This window comes from Sphingopyxis sp. Soil_C_28, from assembly GCF_057657055.1.
In genome coordinates, this window is sequence record NZ_JBDGJE010000001.1 from 62,616 (window position 1) to 80,491 (window position 17,876).

Here is a 17,876-nt window from a genome sequence, read left to right on the forward strand (position 1 = left end):
GTCAGCGGCCGATCCAGCTGATCTCGCCGCCCTTGCCGACGCCCAGCAGCTTGGCGGCTTCGGAATCGATCGTCGAACCGCCGCCGACCTTGCCGAAACAGCAGCGAAAATCGGCCAGTTGGCCCGATGCGACAAGGGCATCCTCGCCCGTTTCGGCGATCCCTGACACCTCGACATGCTTGGCGCCCGCAATGCTCGCGACCTGATCGGTGCGCGCGGTCATCGTCGGGCCGCCGTCGAAGATATCGACATAATTTTCGAACGCGAAATTCTCGTTCTCCAGCATCCGCATCGCGGCGCGGCCGCTGGGGTGCGGCACGCCGATCACGCTGCGCGCATGGTCGCTCAGCATCGCGATATAGACCGGATGCTTGGGCATCAGGTCGGCGATGAACTGGTTGCCGTTCACGGCGTTGAACTGGTCGGCTTCCTGAAAGCTCATTCCGAAGAATTTGCCCGCGACCCCGTCCCAAAAGGGCGATCCGCCGGCTTCGTCGATCACCCCGCGCAGCTCGGCAAGGATACGGTCGCCAAATCGCGCGCGGTGCCGCGCGATGAAAAGATAGCGCGAGCGCGCAAGCAGCAGGCCGAGGCCGCCGGCGCGCGCGGCGGGGTGCAGGAACAGCCCGCCGACCTCGCTCGACCCGTTGAGGTCGTTGCTCAGCATCAGGATCTGCGCCTGAAATGTGCGCCCGAGCTGCTCGCTATGCTTGCTGTCGGTGCCGATGCGATAGGAATAGAAGGGCCAGCGCTGGCCGACCTGTCCGAAGATCTGGCAGGTGCCGCGCACTTCGCCGCTGTCGAGGTCCTCGAGCACGAGCAAGTATAGCTCGTCCGACGGATATTCCTTGTCGCTCGCGAATGAGGCTTCGGTGCGCTCGAGCTTGGCGGACAGCGCTTTCTTGTCGGGGGGCAGGTTGGTGAAGCCACCGCCGGTCAGCTTCGCCATCTCGTAAATGCTCTGCAGGTCGCCCGGCTTGGCCGCCCGGATCACATAATTCACACAGTCCCCCGTTCCGCTATTCTTGTCATTGTCAGTGCCGACAGCTGTGCCCGCTCGGGCAGGCTGCCGGTAATCAGAAACTCGTCCGATGAATGGATCGCGCCGCCGCGCGGTCCCATCGTATCGACGACGGGCACGCCGCACGCCGCGATATTATTGCCGTCGCACACGCCGCCGGTGGCGTTCCAGCTGATCGGCGGCAGGCCGAGCGCGGCGCCGCAGTCGCGTACCAGTTCGAACAGCCGCGTCGCGGCGGCATCCAATGGCTTGGGCGGACGGTTGAACCCGCCGTGCACATGGCAATGGACATCATGCTCGCGCGACACCGCGGCGATCGCATCGCGCAGCGCGGCTTCGGCCGCCGCCATCGCATCGGGGGTCGACGGGCGCATGTTGACGCGCAGGATCGCGCTGTCGGGCACGATATTGTTCGGCCCGCCGCCGTCGATCTTCGCCGGATTGACCTTGAGCGTATCGGACTTCAGCGCACCCAGCCGCAGCGCGAGGTCGGCGGCGGCGAGCAGCGCGTTGCGCCCGTCCTGCGGATTGCGCCCGGCGTGCGCGGCGCGGCCATGGACGATCACCGAAAAATTGCCGCTGCCGGGCCGGGCGCCCGCGAGGGTGCCGTCGGGCAGCGCAGGTTCATAGGTCAGCGCCGCGGTCTTGCCTTTCGCGAGTTCGGCGATCAGCCGCGCCGACGCCTGGCTGCCCGTTTCTTCGTCGCTGTTGATCATCACGTCATAGCCGACGCGGCCAGCGAGCGGCGAGGCTTCGAATGCGGTCAGCGCGGCAAGGATCACCGAAATCCCCGCCTTCATATCGGCGGTGCCCGGACCGTTGAGCACGCCGTCTTCCAGCCATTTCAGCGTCTGAAAGGGATGGTCGGCGGCGAAGACGGTATCCATATGCCCGGTCAGCAGCAACTGCACCGGCGCCTCCGGACGCACCCGCACATGCAGATGATCGCCGCGCTGGATCGTGTTGACGGTGCCCGCGCTGTCGACGCTCTCGACCGGATCGGCAGCGACCAGCCGCACTTCGCCGGGCAGCGCGGAAAAGGCGTCGGCGAGCAGGCCCGCAACGGTCTTCAGCCCCGCGAGATTGCCCGTGCCGCTGTTCACCGCTGCCCATTTTTCGACCTGTGCCAGCATCGGTGCATCGGCGGCGCGTTCCAGCGTTATATTTTCGGTTGCGGTAAGCGTGACCATCTCGCGGCTATAGCGAGCGGTGACGGGCTTTTGCACCCCCCGGCCGGCTATTTTGTCGACGCGACACCGTAAGTCACTGCCGCGCGCCGCGTGCTCGACTAAGGACGCGCAAAAATACCGCCCGAATCGCGTGCATTAACCGAAAGTTCGAAACCGGCTCGCTAGGCAGGTCGAACCGACGATGTGAGTAAGCCGATGACCGCCGCCTTCGTACTAGGCATCAACATGTCCGTTGCCGGCATTTTTGCCGTGGCGTTCGCTGTGGTCGCGGCGACGAACCGGACCGCGCGCGGCGCGCGGTGGCTCGCGCTTGGCTGCGGCATGGGGATCGTCCACGTCGGCCTTGAATTTCTGCTGACGCGGCAGGCCGACCCCACCGCGGTCGGCATCGGCATATTCCTCGGTTTCCTGCTCGCGCTCAGCTTCGCGCTCATTGGCGCATGTTATCATTATCGCGCGCGGCCACCGTGGATCGCCATCGCGGTGATATGGGTGTTTGCAATCCTCGCCGTTCCGGTGATTTTCAGCATGCCCTATAGCTCGATGCCACGGCTGATCATCTATCAGCTGACGTATTTTGCAATGCAGGCGCTGGCAGGGGTCGTGATCTGGCGCACGGGCCGTCGTCAGGCGCTTGATCTGCTCCTCGTTGCGTTGCAATTGTCCGCGGCAATCATCTATCTCGCCAAACCACTGGTCGCAGCGACGGTCGGGACGGCGAGCGCGCCGCAGGGATATATGGAGACGACCTACGCCGCGATCTCGCAAAGCGGGAGCGTTGTCTCCCTGATGGCGATCGGGCTCGTGTTGCTGCTCGTGATGATGCGCGACACGACCGCCGAAATGGTGGTGCGGTCCGAAACCGATCCGCTTTCCAGCGTACTCAATCGGCGCGGCTTTGAACGTCATGCCGAATTGGCGCTGCTGCGCGGCGGCGACGTCGCAGTGCTGATCACGGCCGATCTCGACGATTTCAAAAAGATAAACGACAGTTTCGGCCATGCTGCCGGCGACGGCGTTATCGCGCATTTCGCGGCGATGCTGGCCGATGCCGCTCCGCCGAATGCGATCGTCGGGCGCATCGGGGGCGAGGAGTTTGCCGTACTGATCGCGGGCGCTCTGCTGTCGGACGGCCGCCTCTACGCCGAAACCGTTCGCGCGGCTTTTGCTTCGGCGCGGTTGCCGGTACTGGGGATCGATCGCGGCTTCACGGCGTCCTTCGGGGTTGCCCAGCGCACCTTCGACGATACCCTCTTCGAATTGTCGCGCCGCGCCGACGCCGCGCTTTACCGCGCCAAGTCCGGCGGGCGAAATCAGGTTCGCGTGGCGCTTGGCGAATTGCCTTCCGCGCCCGCCATGGACGTCGCCTGAGAATGGGACGTTAAACCGCGAGCAGCGGCGTATCTTCCTCATGCGGTGCGGCGGCTTCGAACCCGGGCAGGGGATCGAACGATTCCTCGCTCAGTTCGATCGACGCGAGGCCGCCCAGCTTGAAATGCCCGAGCCGCGGATCCTCGTCCGATCGCCAGCTTTTGTTGAGATTCAGCGCGCTGATGAACAGGTCGCCGCGCCGCTCGAACAAGAGGTGCGGCGCCAGCTTCAGCACCTGGCCGTTATAGTGCGCGGTCACCAGCCGTTTGCGGGCGATCGCTTCCATCAGTTTCAGTCGTGTGTCGTCCATCGATCCGGAGTCGCTTTTTGGGGAGAATTATTTTTCGTTGTGCGATGCAACGTAAACTACCCGGCCGCGCTTGAAAAGCGCCCATTGCCAATCGAAACCAATCGCGGCATAGGGCGGCGGCCCTTTCCTCCCCGGGTCCACTGGCGCAGCCGCGCCGACCAGAGGGTGCTGTCATGACTGAATTTCTCGATCGTTCCGGTCTGTCCGTCGATACGCGTCTGGCCGATTTCATCGAGCAGCGCGCGCTGCCCGGAACGGGGCTCGACGCCGCAAAATTCTGGAATGATTTCGCGGGTTTGCTTGCAAAATTCGCCCCCGAAAACGCGGCGCTGCTGGCGAAGCGCGAGGATTTGCAGGCGCAGATCGACGCCTGGCACGAAGCGCGCGCCGGACAGGCGCATGACGCCGCCGCCTATCAGGCGTTCCTCCGCGAAATCGGCTATCTCGTCCCCGAACCCGCGGCGTTTCAGGTTGGGACACAGAATGTCGATCCCGAAATCGCGACGATGGCGGGGCCGCAGCTTGTCGTCCCCGCGCTCAACGCGCGCTTTGCATTGAACGCCGCCAACGCGCGCTGGGGCAGCCTTTACGACGCGCTCTACGGCACCGACGCGCTTGACGCGCCCGCAGCGAAGCCGGGTGGCTATGACAGCGAACGCGGTGCGGCGGTGATCGCGCGCGCCAAGGCGTTCCTTGACGAAGCGGTGCCGCTGGCATCGGGAAGCTGGGCCGACTGGCAGGGCGGCCAGCTGACGCTCGCCGACCCCGCGCAATGGGTCGGCAGCAAGCCCGGCGGCATCCTGCTCCGCCATAACGGCCTGCACATCGAACTGGTGATCGATTCGGCAAGCGCGATCGGCAAGACCGATCCGGCGGGCATCGCCGACGTCGTGCTCGAATCGGCGCTGACGACGATCATCGACCTCGAAGACAGCGTCGCCGCGGTCGATGGCGAGGACAAGACGCTCGGTTACACCAACTGGCTCGGGCTGATGCGCGGCGACCTGACCGAAAGCTTTGCCAAGGGCGGGGCGACGGTAACGCGCGCGATGGAAGCCGACCGCGAATGGACCTCGCCATCGGGCGACCCCTTCCTGCTCCACGGCCGCAGCGTGATGTTCGTCCGCAACGTCGGCCATCTGATGACGACGCCGATGATCAGACTGCCAAACGGCGCCGAGGCGCCCGAGGGCCTGTGCGACGCGGTCATCACCGCGCTGTGCTCGCTCCACGACCTCAAAGGCCTCGGTATCCTCACCAACAGCCGCGCTGGCAGCATCTATATCGTGAAGCCCAAGCAGCACGGCCCCGAGGAATGCGGTTTTACCGACCGGCTGTTCGACGCGGTCGAAGATATGCTCGGCCTCGCGCGCTATACGATGAAGGTCGGCGTGATGGACGAGGAACGCCGCACCAGCGCGAACCTCGCCGCCTGCATCCATGCGGTGAAGGACCGCATCGTCTTCATCAACACCGGCTTCCTCGACCGCACCGGCGACGAAATTCACACCTCGATGCGCGCCGGCCCGATGATCCCGAAGGGCGAGATGAAGGCGAGCGACTGGATCGCCAGCTACGAGGACCGCAACGTCCGCATCGGCCTCGCCTGCGGGCTCAGCGGCAAGGCGCAGATCGGCAAGGGCATGTGGGCGATGCCCGACCTGATGCGCGCGATGCTCGACGCCAAGATCGGCCATCCGAAATCGGGCGCGAACACCGCATGGGTGCCGTCACCGACCGCCGCCACGCTCCATGCGCTCCACTATCATCAGGTCGATGTTTTCGCCCGCCAGAAGGAAATCGCGGGCGAAGCGGTGCCCTCGCTCGATCGCCTGCTGAACATCCCCGTCGCCACCGGCCGCAACTGGAGCGGAGCCGAGATTACCCGCGAACTCGACAATAATTGCCAGGGCATCCTCGGTTATGTTGTGCGCTGGATCGATCAGGGCGTCGGCTGCTCGAAGGTGCCCGACATCGACGATGTCGGCCTGATGGAAGACCGCGCGACGCTGCGCATCGCCAGCCAGGCACTTGCCAACTGGCTGCTCCACGGCGTGTGCACCGAGGAACAGGTCGATGCCGCGCTGGCGCGCATGGCGGCCAAGGTCGACGCGCAGAACGCCAGCGACACACTCTACGAAAAGCTGACCCCCGATGGCATCGCCTGGCAGGCGGCGCGCGCGCTGATCTTCGAAGGCGTCACACAGCCGTCGGGCTATACCGAGCCGCTGCTTCACAAATATCGGCAGGCGAAAAAGGCCGCGGCATGACGCTGTCCGCGGCGTGCCTTTGCGGCGCGACGCGATACACGCTGTCGGGTTCGATCGACGAAGTGGTGCTGTGCCATTGCGGCCAGTGCCGCCGCGCGAATGGCGGCGCGTTCAACGTGGCGGTTCTGGCCGATGCGGCCGATGTCGCGTTCGCCGTGCGTGATACCGTTCGCGAATATGAAAGCTCGCCGGGGAAATATCGCGCTTTCTGCTCGGGATGCGGCGCGCCCATCTACAGCCGCCGCGATGACTTGCCCGCCGTTCTTCGCCTCCGCGGCGGCTTGATCGACGCCTTGCCCGCCCCGCGCCACCTTATCGAGAGCCACCGCGATGATGGATGGGACTGGATCGCGGCGCGCTGCGAGAATGGCGGCTAACGACCAATTGCGGACATTCAGGGCCGCTGGGTCTCCGCTGCTCGCTCGATGATTTTACGGGTCAAGTACTCATAAATGCCTTGTTGCCTGCTGTCGTTTTCAACGATCTCGGCGGCCGTAACGACGAAGTCTGTTTTCAGCGCAGCATTGGCGTCCGCCAGACCCGCGCGAATCGCCGAAGCGACTTCTTGCGCTGTTAAGCCGTTGTGATGACGGCACTCGCCAATCGGCGGCAGAACCGTAACTACGAACTCTTGCGACTTGCCGCGCCCAACCGTTAAGCGAAGCATATTGTGCGTCGGACCGGTAACATGCTGCACCGTGAAGGTGCCGTCTCGTTCAGAAATGTGCATTCGCTCCCCCTCGAAGCTATCTAGCGTGCGAACGGCCGCTAGCCACCCCGAAACTGCCGTTTCGGTACAATACAGCTTGCCCCCGCCGTCTATAACGCGGCATTCGCGACATCGGGCAAACTGGGGGCAGGGCAATGACGGCACCGTTTAATTTCGGGCAGCTCAAATTTTTGAAGGCGCTGACCGAGGCGCTGTTTCACGAGGCCGAGATGGCGATCACGCCCGATCAGGTCGTGTCCAATATCTGCGATCTGTTTGAAAAAGTCGGCGGCACCAAGCTCGACGAAATTCAATTTTCGCTCGTCGCGACAGAAGCGGTGCTTGGTGGCCCACTCTTTACCGAGGATGATATCGCTGGCCGCGCCCTGAAACTGAAGAACCGGTTCCAGAACAGCCAGATAGACTTGTTTCAGGACATGGCGCGTCTGCGCGGCATCATCTACGCCTGCTATTATGGTCATTGGCAACCCGGGCTCGAACCCGGCGACCAGAGCGCCAATGCCGCCAATCCGGTGCATCGGCAGATCGGCTTCACCCTTCCCAAATTTCGCCAGCGCGGCGCCGCCGACGTCCCGCTGTCGCCGGTCCGCGGCCGCGAGATCGACCCGGCGCATATCCTCGATGCGTCGACCCTTGAGGACGAATATGATGTGATCGTCATCGGCTCGGGCGCCGGCGGCGGGGTCGCCGCCTATAATATCGCGGCGCAGGGCTATAAGGTGCTGATCGTCGAGGCGGGCCCCTTCTACCCCAGCCACGCGATCACCCACCATGAACTCGACATGATCGCCAGCCTATACAAACATGGTGCGCTGCAAACCTCGACCAATCGCGATTTCGTGGTGTTCCAGGGGCGCTGCGTCGGCGGGTCGTCGACAATCAACAACGGCATCTGTCTGCGCGTTAACGAGGCGGGGCGCACCCACCCCGACGCAAAAGATGTGCTCGCCAAATGGGCGAGCATCGGCGCGCCGGTCGATGCCGCCGCCTTTCACGCCAGCTATGACGCCGTCCGCGACAAGCTCGGCATCGCGCCGATCGAACCGCGCAGCGGGCGCCATAATGGCCCGCATCTTATCGAGGGCTGGCGCGCCTATGCGCAGGGGTCGACCAACCCGCGCGACAGCCGGGCGATCGCCGACTGGTTCGCCAAGAATTTCGGCCCGCCGAACACCGTCAACGCCTGCGCCTATTGCGGCTATTGCAATTCGGGCTGCGCCTATGGCCGCCGGATGGGCATCGCGCAAACCTATCTGCCCGAGGCGTGCCGCGATTTCGGCGCGCGCATCCTGCCGGGGACCAAGGCCGAACGCATCGTGTGGCAGACGGCGTACGACGGCCGTCGCGAGGCCGAGGCGGTGAAGCTGGTCCTGCCCGATGGATCGAAGACGCTGGTTCGCGCCCGCGTCGGGGTCGTCGTTGCGGCGGGCACGATCGCCTCGTCGAAACTGCTCGACCGCAGCGATATCGACCGCACCGGCTATCAGGTGTCGCTCAACGTCGCCTCGCCGGTGGTCGCATTGATGCCCGATGGCGCCGGCGGCGATGCGTGGGACGAGGACCAGATGTCGAGCTATGTCGATTGCGGCGACTTCCTGCTCGAAAGCCATTTTCAGCCACCGATGTCGATGGCCTCGCTGATGCCCGGCTGGTTCGCCGATCATTCGCAGCGGATGAAGAATTTCGGCCGCGTCCATTCGGCGGGTATCTTGTTTCCCGCCGACCGGCGCGGGCAGATCGTCGACGGCAAGCTGAAATTCAGCCTCGACGTCGACGATGATTTGCCCGTGCTGCGCGACGCGATGGCGACGCTGACCAAGGTCCATTTCGCCGCGGGGGCGATCGAATGCTATCCCGCGCTGGCAAAGGGGCAGACGATCACGCGCGGCATGGATGTCGACGCATTCTTCCGCGATGCGATCCGCGAACAGGATGATGTCACCCTGTCGAGCAGCCATCCGCACGGCGGCAATGCGATCAACGAAGATCCGCAGCACGGCGTCGTCGACCTCGACTGCCGCGTCCACGAAACGACCAATGTGTTCGTGACGGACGCCAGCACCTTTCCCAGCTGTATCCGCGTCAACGCGCAATGGACCACGATGGCGATGGCGCAATATGCGACCGGGCGGCACGATCCCTTTCGCTAAAGCCCAATCGCGCCTACATGGCGCGCGCATGTTCCAAGTTGCCGCCCTTTATCGCTTCGCACCATTCGAAGATCCGGCCGCATTGCGCCAGCCGTTGCTCGACCTTTGCGCGGCAGAGGGGGTGATGGGCACGCTGCTGCTGGCGCGCGAAGGCGTCAACGGGACGATCGCCGGAACCGAGGCGGGGATTGCCGCAGTGCTCGGCTATATTCGCGGCCTGCCCGACTGCGCCGAACTCGACGTCAAATATTCGACCGCCGCCGAGATGCCGTTCCGGCGGATGAAGGTGCGGCTGAAAAAGGAAATCGTGACGATGAAGGTGCCGGGGCTCGACCCCGCACGCGACGCCGCGCCCTATGTCGATCCCGCCGACTGGAACGCGCTCGTCGACGATCCGGATACGGTGCTGATCGACACGCGCAACGGGTTCGAGGTCGGTTACGGCAGTTTCGCGGGCGCGGTCGACCCCGCGACGAAGAGCTTCGGCGAATTCCCCGACTGGTGGCGCGCCAATGCGGACAAGTTCGCTGGCAAGCGCGTCGCGATGTTCTGCACCGGAGGCATCCGCTGCGAAAAATCGACCGCTTTCCTTCGTCACGAGGGCGTCGAGGATGTTGTTCACCTAAAGGGCGGAATCCTCGCCTATCTCGAACAGGTGCCCGAAGCCGAGAGCCGCTGGCACGGCAGCTGCTTCGTCTTCGACGAGCGGGTCAGCGTCGGGCACGGGCTGGTTGAGGTCGGCGACAAATCCGACCCCGAATGAGCGGTCCTCTCTGCGTTAGGCGGGGCGCGCCGCGCCATATTCGACCCAGCCGAACGGCCGCGGGGTTTTGGGCATATAGGCCGCGGCCTGCCGGTCGACCGCAAAGCCCGCCTTTTCATAAGCATCGCCGATCGGTCGGGTCAGGTGGCAATTGCCGCCGATGCGTTTCCACACCGGCTCGATCCGCCGCTGCCATTTCGCGACACCCGCATCGGGCGCGGCGCCATGCTCAAGGAACAGCGCGGTCCCGCCGGGCTTCAGCACGCGGCGAATTTCGCTCAGCACCGCCGCCTGATCGTCCACCGAGCACAAGGTAAATGTCGTGACGACGGTATCGAACGACCCGCTCTCGAACGGCATCGCCTCGCCGACCCCTTCGCGGATATCGGCGTCGATCCCGCGCGCCGCCGCCGCCGCGACGCTCATCGCGAGCAGTTCGGGCGAAGGATCGAGCCCGCTAAAGCTCTCGATCTGCCCCGGCCGGTAAAATTCCATGTTGATCCCGCCGCCGCAGCCGAGCTCGAGCACATCGCCGTGCGCGTGCGGCACCACCTTGCTGCGCACCTTCATGATCTGCCCCTGCGAACAGGCGCATTTGATCAGTCGCGGCACTCCATGACGTTCCCACCAGCTTGCCATTCGCCAGTCTCCCCTTGGCGCGGAAGGTGACCCTTGCTAGCGCGGTTGGCAACACCCATCTGTGCGTACCGGCACAGCCCAAGAAAGATCGTCATGCCCAGCGTTCACCACACCAAGATGCTCATCCTCGGTTCCGGCCCGGCGGGCCTGTCCGCCGCCATCTATGCGGCGCGCGCCGGCATGATGCCGATCGTGGTGCAGGGGCTGCAACCCGGCGGCCAGCTGACGATCACCACCGACGTCGAAAACTACCCCGGCTTTGCCGAGGTGGTGCAGGGCCCCTGGCTGATGGAACAGATGACCGCGCAGGCGATGCACGTCGGCACCAGCATGATCTGGGACACGATCGTCGACGTCGATCTCTCGCGCCGCCCGTTCAAGATCACCGGCGACGGCGGCGACGTCTATATGGCCGAAACCCTCGTCATCGCGACCGGCGCACAGGCCAAATGGCTCGGCGTTCCGGGCGAGCAGGAGCTAGGCGGCAAGGGCGTCTCGGCGTGCGCGACGTGTGACGGTTTCTTCTATCGCGGCAAGAAGGTCGTCGTGATCGGCGGCGGCAACACCGCTGTCGAGGAAGCACTGTATCTCACCAACCACAGCGACGATGTGACGCTGATCCATCGCCGCGACCATCTGCGCGCCGAAAAGATCCTGCAGGACCGGCTGCTCGTCAATCCCAAGATCAAGACGCTCTGGAACAAGAAGGTCGAACGCTTCGTCGCGGGCGAGGGCGTTTCGGGCCTCGTCGGCGTCGACCTGATCGACACCGTCACCGGCGAGGCGAGCCACGAGCCCACCGACGGCGGCTTCGTCGCGATCGGCCACAGCCCCTCGACCGAGCTGTTCAAAGGCAAGCTGCCGCTCGACGCCGACGGTTATCTGGAAGTCACCCCGGGCACGTCGCTGACCTCGATTCCCGGCGTGTTCGCGGCGGGCGACGTCACCGACAAAATCTATCGCCAGGCGGTGACCGCCGCGGGCATGGGCTGTATGGCCGCGCTCGACGCCGAACGTTTCCTCGCCGAGGCCGAATATCACGCGATGGTGGAGGCCTGAGCAGCTAGAGCCGCCAAAATCCGCTCCGCCAACCACGCACCATCATCCCCCGCAAAACTGTGCGACGCGCTGGCGAGCCGCTCGACCGGTACATGGGTCAGCGCGGCGGGGCAGTTCTCGACAAAGGCCTGTGCGGTCCGATCGCCGGTGGCGAGCAGGATCGTCGCGGGCGCGCTGAGCCCGGCCATCGCATGGTCGATCCGCCCCGCCAGACTATCGGGCGCAGCGGCGGGGGGCGGCGCGTTGAGCGCCGAAAGCCCACGGAATAATTTGCGGAAATTCACCTCGCCCCTGATCAGCCGCAGCAGGCTTTTCGGATCCTTTAGCCGCGACAGATAGCGCGCCCGGATCGCCGCAGCGGGAGGCAGCGCGGGCTCCTCATTGTCTTCCGCATCGCTGTCATAGGTCCACGGGTTCGCCACGATCAGCGCGTCGAACGCCAGCGGCTGATGCAGCAACAGGGCGCTCGCTGCGTCACAATTGCCAAAGGCGACGATACGCGAAACGTGCGGCGCAGCGTCCCGGAACGCCCCAATCGCCGCAGCAATATCGGGGCCACTGCTTTCGAAGCCGCCGTTCGCGCCCTCGCTGTCGCCAATCCCGCGCCGGTCGAAGCGAAAGACCGGATAGCCCTCGGCAGCGATCCGCGCCGCCAGCATTGCCATGCCGCGATGCGCGCCGCTGCGAATCTCGTTGCCGCCCGACACGAGCAACAGGCCGGTCGTGCCCCCCGCCGCGTCGAGGCTCGCGGCGAGCGCCGCGCCTTCGCAGGCGAAACTTAGCTGATGCCGCATGTCTTGCCCCATGCGGATATGTCAGCGGCGATCGCTTCCGCCATCGCCGCATCTTCACCCGGCTCGGCGCGCAGCCACAGCGGCGTTCCCGCTATGCCCTCGGCTCCCAAGCCGATGCTGCGCAAAGGCTCCACCGCCTGCGCCTCACTGGCGCCGAGCTGCGCGACCATGGCGGGTGACAGAAGGTTGCCGGCAAGTAACAGGGGGGCGGTCTTCGCGTCTTCCTGCAAGCTTTCGAGCGACGACGTCACTCCCGCCTCGCGATCGGCGCTCACGCGTGCACGCATCAATGTGCGGAGCAGAGATGCGCCGCCGACAGGGGCCAGTCGCCACCATGCGGCTGCCTTTGCGCGATGGTCGATCAACGCGCCGCCGCGCACCGACGCGATCAGCACGGGGCCCTCGATCCCGGCTGCGACTCCGGCAAGCGCATCCCGCCAATTGTCCAGATCGACCGCGACGAGCGGAACAAGGCTCTCATTCTGCCCCGGCAGGTCGGGGAGCACAGACGCAAAGCCGTCGGCCGCCAGCGCGCGCATCGCGAGCACCAGCGTCCGGCGCGTGCGATTCGCTTCCTCGAACAGCGGCGGGACGATCAGGATGGTGGCGCGCGGGGCGCCCGCAGGATCGATGCGCAGCCGATGTTCGTTCATGCGCGCATACGGGCTCAGTCGGTCACTTTGCGCTGCGAAAAGGCGAGCAAATTGCCGTAGGTTTCAAAGATTTCGCCGTCGATCTCGTCATCGTCGATGAGGATGCCCAACCGGTCTTCCATTTCGGTCAGCACCGTCGCGACCGCCATCGAATCGAACTCGGGCAGCGCACCGAACAAGCCGCTGTCTTCGGTCAGTGCGGCGGCGCGCGCTTCGCCCAGCCCGAGCACATCGGCGAGCAGGGCGCGAAGGGTGGCGTCGATGCCAGATGCCTTTGGGCTGCTATCGGTCAATTTTCTTTCCTCAGCACGAAGCGGGCAAATGCCTTCAATGCCGGACCCCATGCCGCGGCGCGCGACGGATTGAAAGCCTCGATACGCCACAGCGGGTCGTGCCGGTTCATCCAGTCGCGCTTGTATCCGTCATTGCCGGTGCCGAAATCGACCCGCTTCACGCCGTCCACCTCGATCACGTGGCGAAACAGCGCGGCCGAGAGCAAGGTGCCGGGGGAGGCCTTCAAACTATCCTCGACATGCGCCAGCTTGTGGATGAACGCGGTGCCATCCTCGACGGTCCAATATTGCGCGGCCACCGGAATGCCGTCGATGCGCGCGATTCCCATGCGGAACGTCCCGCGCGCGCTCTCGGTTTCGGCGAAAGCACGCAGCAATGCGGGGTCGCCTTCCTCGGGCTTCCAACTCGCGGCATAAATTTGTTCGTAAGCGGCCCAGCTTCCGGGGTCGAAGTCCGTCAGCAGCTGAATATCGACGATACCCTTTTTGGCTTTGCGCTGGACGGTATTGCGCAGCGCGCCGGGCCGGCTCGCCCACCAGGCGTCATGATCCATATCGCCCAGATCAAGCCAGTGCCGATCGCCCGCAGGCGCCGCCTTCGCCCACCATCCGGCGTGGCGCAGCGCCGCGACGATGTCCTGCTGCTCGTTGTCGCGAACCGGATACAGCGACAGCCGCGCAGCCTGCCGCCGCAGATTGTGAAAAAGCGCCACGAGCGCGAGGTCATGGTCGCCTCCGCCCGAATAGAGCGGCCGGATTGCAAAGCTGTACCAGTTCGTCAGCCCGGCGAGATGGCCCGGCTTTTCGACACGAAGCGGCAGCCATGCGGTCGTTGTGCCGACGTCGCCGCGCGCGTCGAACCGGCCCTGACCGGCAAAGCCGTGCGCCGCCAGCAGATCGAACCACAGGGCGCGGTCGAAGGGCGCGGCAAAGCCTGCGGCATGCGCCGCATCATCATTAGCGTGATCTTCACCGTTCCCTTGCATGGTGCTGCCCTCTATCACTCCTGTCCTAACAGCCGATGACCAAGCCCGAAAACTCATCTTCGCGACCGATCGATCATCTGGCCCGCTGCGGCGGCGCCGACGCGCCTGCGCTTTTGATCGGCGACAAGGTCATAAGCTTTGCCGAACTGGATGCGGGGGTCGGGCGGCTGGCGTCATGGCTGCTCGAACAGGCGGGCGGTCCGGGCGAGCGCGTCGCAAGCTGGAGCGCGAAAACGCGGCTTGCTTGCCTGATGCCGCTGGCCGCCGCGCGCGCGGGGCTGATCCATGTGCCGGTCAATCCGCTGCTCAAGGGGCCGCAGGTCGCACATATCCTTTCCGACAGTGGCGCCAAGCTGCTCGTCACCAACGCCGCACGCGCCGACATGCTCGGTGACGGTCTGCCCGACGAATGCGTCGTGCAGGATCTGAAGATCGGCGAGGAAGTGATTGATTCGAGCGGGCACGGGCTTCCGCTCTCGATCGCCGAACCCGACGATCTCGCCGCCATCCTCTACACCAGCGGTTCGACCGGGCGACCCAAAGGCGTGATGCTCAGCCACGCGAACCTTTGGCTCGGCGCCGAAAGCGTCGCTTCCTACCTAAAGTTCCTGCCCGGAGATCGCGTGCTTGCCGTCCTGCCGCTCAGCTTCGATTATGGCCAGAACCAGCTGCTTTCGACCTGGTATGCGGGCGCCGCGGTGGCGCCGCTCGATTATCTGACCGCGCGCGACGTCGTGAAGGCGGTGGCGCGGAAAAGCATAACGACGCTCGCTGGCGTGCCGCCGCTCTGGGTGCAGCTCGTCGAGGCCGAATGGCCCGCCGAAACCGCGGCGCACCTCAAGCGGCTGACCAACAGCGGCGGCGCGCTGACCCCGTCGCTGATCGATGCGATGCGTCGGACCTTCCCGAACGCCGATATTTATCCGATGTACGGGCTGACCGAGGCCTTCCGTTCGACGTACCTCGACCCGAAATTCGTCGCCGACCATCCGACCTCGATGGGCCGCGCGATCCCGCATGCCGAGATTCTGGTGTGCCGGTCCGATGGCACCATCACCGCCGATGAGGAACCGGGCGAACTGGTTCATTGCGGGCCGCTTGTCGCCAAAGGCTATTGGCAGGACGAAGAGCGTACGGCGCAGCGCTTCAAACCCGCGCCGCGCGCGTCCGAATATGGCGGGATGGCGGTGTGGTCGGGCGACACCGTGCGGCGCGACGCCAATCACCTCCTTTATTTCGTCGGCCGCGACGACGCGATGATCAAGACCGCGGGAAACCGCGTCAGCCCGACCGAGGTCGAGGATGTCGCGGTCGCGTCGGGGCTGATCTATGAAGCGGTGGCCTTCGGTATCCCCGATCCGCGGCTCGGCGCCGCGATCATGCTGATCGTGCGCGGCAAGGACGGCGTTTCGGACGAGGAGGGCCTCGCGACCTATCTCCGCCAGAATCTTCCCAATTTCATGCAGCCGCAGGCAATCGAATGGCGCGACGCCTTGCCGCGCAATCCCAATGGCAAGCTCGACCGCGTGGCAATTGCCGCCGATTGGGTCAAGGCGGTGACGGCATGAAGCCGCACGGCCCGATCCCGCCCGGCTTCTACGCCGATCCCGATGGCATGCTGCTGATCGGCGGCGACCGCGCCGAGGCGCTCGCCGACATGGCGGGTGATACGCCGCTGTTCGTCTATGACAGCGCGATGCTCACGGCGCGGGTCGCCGAATGGCGCGCCGCGATGCCCGCCGAGGTCCAGCTGCACTATGCGATGAAGGCGAACCCATATGCGCCATTGCTCGTCTTTATGGCCGGGCTGGTCGACGGGTTCGACGTCGCGTCGGGCGGCGAACTCAAGGCGGCACAGGGCAGCGGGATGGCCGCCGGGCACATCAGCTTCGCCGGCCCCGGCAAGCGCGACCGCGAACTGGAGGCTGCGATCGCGGCCGGCGCGACGCTCAATCTGGAATCGGCGGGCGAAGCGGCGCGCGCGCTGTCGATCGCCTCGCACCTTGGCGTGACGCCGCGCCTCGCGGTGCGCGTCAATCCCGACTTCGACCTCAAGGGGTCGGGCATGAAAATGGGCGGCGGCGCCAAGCCTTTCGGGGTCGACGCCGCCGAGGTTCCCGCGCTTGTTCGCCGCCTTCTCGATGCCGGTGCCGACTGGCAGGGCTTCCATATCTTCGCAGGATCGCAGGCACTGGATGCGAACGCGATTGCCGATACGCAGGCGCAGACGGTCGCGCTCGCCGCCCGGCTCGCGGATGAAATCGGCGCTACGCCGCCGCTCGTCAATCTCGGCGGCGGCATGGGGGTTCCCTATTTCCCCGGCGACACGGCGGTCGATGTTGCCGCAGTCGGTGAAGCGCTGGGCGAGACGCTTGGCGCGCGCGATCCTGCGCTTGCCGACAGCCGTTTCGCGATGGAACTCGGCCGCTGGCTCGTTGCCGAGGCGGGGGTCTATCTGACCCGCGTCGTCGACCGCAAGACCAGCCATGGCGAAACCTTCCTCGTCACCGATGGCGGCCTTCACCACCAGCTTGCGGCAAGCGGCAATTTCGGCACCGTGATCCGCCGCAACTATCCGATCGCCGTCGCGGGCAGCTTCGGCGCCGAGCCCACCGAAACCGTCTCGGTCGTCGGCTGCCTGTGCACCCCGCTCGACCGCCTCGGCGATCAGGTCGCGCTGCCGCGCGCGGACGTCGGCGCGCTTATCGCGCTGTTCCTCGCCGGCGCCTATGGCGCCAGCGCAAGCCCCGCGACCTTCCTCGGGCAGGGGCCGGCGCGCGAAATGCTCGTCTGATATCGCCAAAAACTGTGCCTGATCGGGACAGTTTTTTCGCGGCGTGGTCCAAACTTAGTTCAATACTAACCGTATGTTCACCCTTTTCGAGCAATGGCGGAAGCTGACGCAATAGCTGTCGCCGCGGAGTTTCCGGACCGCGGTTCCCCTGACGGCTCGAAAGGTTGATGGATTATGGCTTCGTTCCCCACGCTCCGCATCGCGCGCGCCGCGCTCGTTTCGGGTATTGCCGCGACGGCGCTGACCGGCTGCATGGGCGCCGGCGGCAGCGCGCCGCAGCTGCCCAGCGCGAACTTTGTCCAGAATCAGGAAGGGCCGGGCGAGGAATATATCATCGGCCCGCTCGACGAGCTTCAGATCTTCGTGTGGCGTAACCCCGAACTCGGCGGCAAGGTCCAGGTCCGCCCCGACGGCCGCATCACCACGCCGCTGATCACCGACATGCCCGCGGTGGGGAAAACCCCCACGATGCTGCAGCAGGATCTCAAGCTCCAGCTCAGCCAGTATATCAACGATCCGATCGTCAGCGTGATCGTCACGACCTTCAACAGCACCTTCTCGCAGCAGGTGCGCGTCGTCGGCGCGACCGAGAAACCCGCATCGATTCCCTTCCGCGCCAACATGACCGTGCTCGATGCAATGATTGCAGTCGGCGGGCTGGGCGAATATGCCGCTGGAAACAAGGCGCGACTCGTCCGCTTCGACAAGGGCAGTGGGAAGCAGCAGGAATTCGGCCTGCGGCTTAATGACCTGATCAAGCGCGGCGATATCAAGGCAAATGTGCGGCTGCAGCCCGGCGATGTGATCATCATCCCCGAAAGCATGTTCTGACGCGTTTCCGCCGCCAACCCAC

Annotated in this window: 18 protein-coding genes; 9 read left to right on the forward strand and 9 right to left on the reverse strand. The window is 65.2% G+C overall.

Features of this window, described 5'->3' with window-relative positions; all coding sequences use genetic code 11:
- Position 1 precedes the first annotated feature (1 nt).
- Positions 2–1,003, reverse strand: coding sequence for an arginine N-succinyltransferase (locus AC3A43_RS00300; RefSeq protein WP_487790556.1), 1,002 nt, complete (start codon positions 1,001–1,003; stop codon positions 2–4).
- On the reverse strand, positions 1,000–2,211 hold the full coding sequence (locus AC3A43_RS00305; RefSeq protein WP_487791998.1) for a hydrolase: 1,212 nt from the start codon (positions 2,209–2,211) through the stop codon (positions 1,000–1,002). Before AC3A43_RS00305 ends, AC3A43_RS00300 begins: the two co-directional genes overlap by 4 nt.
- Before the next feature lie 195 nt (positions 2,212–2,406).
- Here AC3A43_RS00305 and AC3A43_RS00310 point away from each other — a divergent pair, with 195 nt between their 5' ends.
- A complete protein-coding gene (locus AC3A43_RS00310) occupies positions 2,407–3,582 on the forward strand; it encodes a GGDEF domain-containing protein (RefSeq protein ID WP_487790557.1) in 1,176 nt (391 codons plus the stop codon).
- Between the two features lie 10 nt (positions 3,583–3,592).
- Here AC3A43_RS00310 and AC3A43_RS00315 read toward each other — a convergent pair whose 3' ends face one another.
- A complete protein-coding gene (locus tag AC3A43_RS00315; protein ID WP_487790558.1) occupies positions 3,593–3,892 on the reverse strand; it encodes a WYL domain-containing protein in 300 nt (99 codons plus the stop codon).
- A 173-nt stretch (positions 3,893–4,065) separates the two neighbouring features.
- Here AC3A43_RS00315 and AC3A43_RS00320 point away from each other — a divergent pair, with 173 nt between their 5' ends.
- Entirely contained in the window at positions 4,066–6,162 is a 2,097-nt protein-coding gene (locus AC3A43_RS00320) for a malate synthase G (protein WP_487790559.1), read from the forward strand.
- Positions 6,159–6,539, forward strand: coding sequence for a GFA family protein (locus AC3A43_RS00325; protein ID WP_487790560.1), 381 nt, complete (start codon positions 6,159–6,161; stop codon positions 6,537–6,539). Before AC3A43_RS00320 ends, AC3A43_RS00325 begins: the two co-directional genes overlap by 4 nt.
- 17 nt (positions 6,540–6,556) lie before the next feature.
- On the opposite strand, the gene AC3A43_RS00330 is transcribed toward AC3A43_RS00325, so the two are convergent.
- A complete protein-coding gene (locus AC3A43_RS00330; RefSeq protein WP_487790561.1) occupies positions 6,557–6,892 on the reverse strand; it encodes a hypothetical protein in 336 nt (111 codons plus the stop codon).
- Between the two features lie 134 nt (positions 6,893–7,026).
- Between AC3A43_RS00330 and AC3A43_RS00335 the strand changes: the two genes are divergently transcribed.
- Both AC3A43_RS00335 and trhO read left to right on the forward strand, forming a co-directional pair.
- Positions 7,027–9,042, forward strand: coding sequence for a GMC family oxidoreductase N-terminal domain-containing protein (locus AC3A43_RS00335; RefSeq protein ID WP_487790562.1), 2,016 nt, complete (start codon positions 7,027–7,029; stop codon positions 9,040–9,042).
- A gap of 28 nt (positions 9,043–9,070) precedes the next feature.
- Positions 9,071–9,805 (forward strand): oxygen-dependent tRNA uridine(34) hydroxylase TrhO, encoded by a 735-nt coding sequence (trhO, locus tag AC3A43_RS00340; RefSeq protein ID WP_487790563.1) that lies wholly within the window; start codon positions 9,071–9,073, stop codon positions 9,803–9,805.
- Between the two features lie 15 nt (positions 9,806–9,820).
- Here trhO and AC3A43_RS00345 read toward each other — a convergent pair whose 3' ends face one another.
- On the reverse strand, positions 9,821–10,444 hold the full coding sequence (locus AC3A43_RS00345; protein WP_487790564.1) for a class I SAM-dependent methyltransferase: 624 nt from the start codon (positions 10,442–10,444) through the stop codon (positions 9,821–9,823).
- Positions 10,445–10,537: 93 nt separating this feature from the next.
- Between AC3A43_RS00345 and trxB the strand changes: the two genes are divergently transcribed.
- Positions 10,538–11,503 carry a thioredoxin-disulfide reductase gene (gene trxB / locus AC3A43_RS00350; protein WP_487790565.1) on the forward strand — a complete coding sequence of 322 codons (966 nt, stop codon included), beginning with the start codon at positions 10,538–10,540 and terminating at the stop codon, positions 11,501–11,503.
- Here trxB and AC3A43_RS00355 read toward each other — a convergent pair.
- From AC3A43_RS00355 to AC3A43_RS00370, 4 genes are read right to left on the reverse strand one after another with little or no spacing between them, the layout of a single operon-like run.
- Positions 11,482–12,297: a hydrolase 1, exosortase A system-associated gene (locus AC3A43_RS00355; protein WP_487790566.1), complete on the reverse strand. Its 816-nt coding sequence runs from the start codon at positions 12,295–12,297 to the stop codon at positions 11,482–11,484. The genes trxB and AC3A43_RS00355 overlap by 22 nt on opposite strands.
- Positions 12,282–12,950 carry an alpha/beta hydrolase family protein gene (locus tag AC3A43_RS00360; protein WP_487790567.1) on the reverse strand — a complete coding sequence of 223 codons (669 nt, stop codon included), beginning with the start codon at positions 12,948–12,950 and terminating at the stop codon, positions 12,282–12,284. The genes AC3A43_RS00355 and AC3A43_RS00360 overlap by 16 nt, the downstream gene beginning before the upstream one ends.
- Positions 12,951–12,964: 14 nt before the next feature.
- On the reverse strand, positions 12,965–13,243 hold the full coding sequence (locus tag AC3A43_RS00365; RefSeq protein WP_487790568.1) for an acyl carrier protein: 279 nt from the start codon (positions 13,241–13,243) through the stop codon (positions 12,965–12,967).
- Positions 13,240–14,229, reverse strand: coding sequence for a GNAT family N-acetyltransferase (locus AC3A43_RS00370; protein ID WP_487790569.1), 990 nt, complete (start codon positions 14,227–14,229; stop codon positions 13,240–13,242). The genes AC3A43_RS00365 and AC3A43_RS00370 overlap by 4 nt, the downstream gene beginning before the upstream one ends.
- A gap of 35 nt (positions 14,230–14,264) precedes the next feature.
- On the opposite strand from AC3A43_RS00370, the gene AC3A43_RS00375 reads away from it, so the two are divergent.
- The 3 genes from AC3A43_RS00375 to AC3A43_RS00385 all read left to right on the forward strand — a co-directional run bounded on the left by AC3A43_RS00375 (position 14,265) and on the right by AC3A43_RS00385 (position 17,854).
- Positions 14,265–15,797, forward strand: a complete 1,533-nt coding sequence (locus AC3A43_RS00375; RefSeq protein ID WP_487790570.1) for an acyl-CoA ligase (AMP-forming), exosortase A system-associated — start codon at positions 14,265–14,267, stop codon at positions 15,795–15,797.
- Positions 15,794–17,023 (forward strand): pyridoxal-dependent decarboxylase, exosortase A system-associated, encoded by a 1,230-nt coding sequence (locus AC3A43_RS00380; protein ID WP_487790571.1) that lies wholly within the window; start codon positions 15,794–15,796, stop codon positions 17,021–17,023. Before AC3A43_RS00375 ends, AC3A43_RS00380 begins: the two co-directional genes overlap by 4 nt.
- Before the next feature lie 174 nt (positions 17,024–17,197).
- Positions 17,198–17,854: an XrtA/PEP-CTERM system exopolysaccharide export protein gene (locus AC3A43_RS00385; protein ID WP_487790572.1), complete on the forward strand. Its 657-nt coding sequence runs from the start codon at positions 17,198–17,200 to the stop codon at positions 17,852–17,854.
- Positions 17,855–17,876 lie beyond the last annotated feature (22 nt).

Coding starts and splice junctions, on each gene's coding strand:
- AC3A43_RS00305 (WP_487791998.1), bottom strand. CDS start 2,211: ATGGTCACGCTTACCGCAACCGAAAATATAACGCTGGAACGCGCCGCC.
- AC3A43_RS00310 (WP_487790557.1), top strand. CDS start 2,407: ATGACCGCCGCCTTCGTACTAGGCATCAACATGTCCGTTGCCGGCATT.
- AC3A43_RS00315 (WP_487790558.1), bottom strand. CDS start 3,892: ATGGACGACACACGACTGAAACTGATGGAAGCGATCGCCCGCAAACGG.
- AC3A43_RS00320 (WP_487790559.1), top strand. CDS start 4,066: ATGACTGAATTTCTCGATCGTTCCGGTCTGTCCGTCGATACGCGTCTG.
- AC3A43_RS00325 (WP_487790560.1), top strand. CDS start 6,159: ATGACGCTGTCCGCGGCGTGCCTTTGCGGCGCGACGCGATACACGCTG.
- AC3A43_RS00330 (WP_487790561.1), bottom strand. CDS start 6,892: ATGCACATTTCTGAACGAGACGGCACCTTCACGGTGCAGCATGTTACC.
- AC3A43_RS00335 (WP_487790562.1), top strand. CDS start 7,027: ATGACGGCACCGTTTAATTTCGGGCAGCTCAAATTTTTGAAGGCGCTG.
- trhO (WP_487790563.1), top strand. CDS start 9,071: ATGTTCCAAGTTGCCGCCCTTTATCGCTTCGCACCATTCGAAGATCCG.
- AC3A43_RS00345 (WP_487790564.1), bottom strand. CDS start 10,444: ATGGCAAGCTGGTGGGAACGTCATGGAGTGCCGCGACTGATCAAATGC.
- trxB (WP_487790565.1), top strand. CDS start 10,538: ATGCCCAGCGTTCACCACACCAAGATGCTCATCCTCGGTTCCGGCCCG.
- AC3A43_RS00355 (WP_487790566.1), bottom strand. CDS start 12,297: ATGCGGCATCAGCTAAGTTTCGCCTGCGAAGGCGCGGCGCTCGCCGCG.
- AC3A43_RS00360 (WP_487790567.1), bottom strand. CDS start 12,950: ATGAACGAACATCGGCTGCGCATCGATCCTGCGGGCGCCCCGCGCGCC.
- AC3A43_RS00370 (WP_487790569.1), bottom strand. CDS start 14,229: ATGCAAGGGAACGGTGAAGATCACGCTAATGATGATGCGGCGCATGCC.
- AC3A43_RS00375 (WP_487790570.1), top strand. CDS start 14,265: ATGACCAAGCCCGAAAACTCATCTTCGCGACCGATCGATCATCTGGCC.
- AC3A43_RS00380 (WP_487790571.1), top strand. CDS start 15,794: ATGAAGCCGCACGGCCCGATCCCGCCCGGCTTCTACGCCGATCCCGAT.
- AC3A43_RS00385 (WP_487790572.1), top strand. CDS start 17,198: ATGGCTTCGTTCCCCACGCTCCGCATCGCGCGCGCCGCGCTCGTTTCG.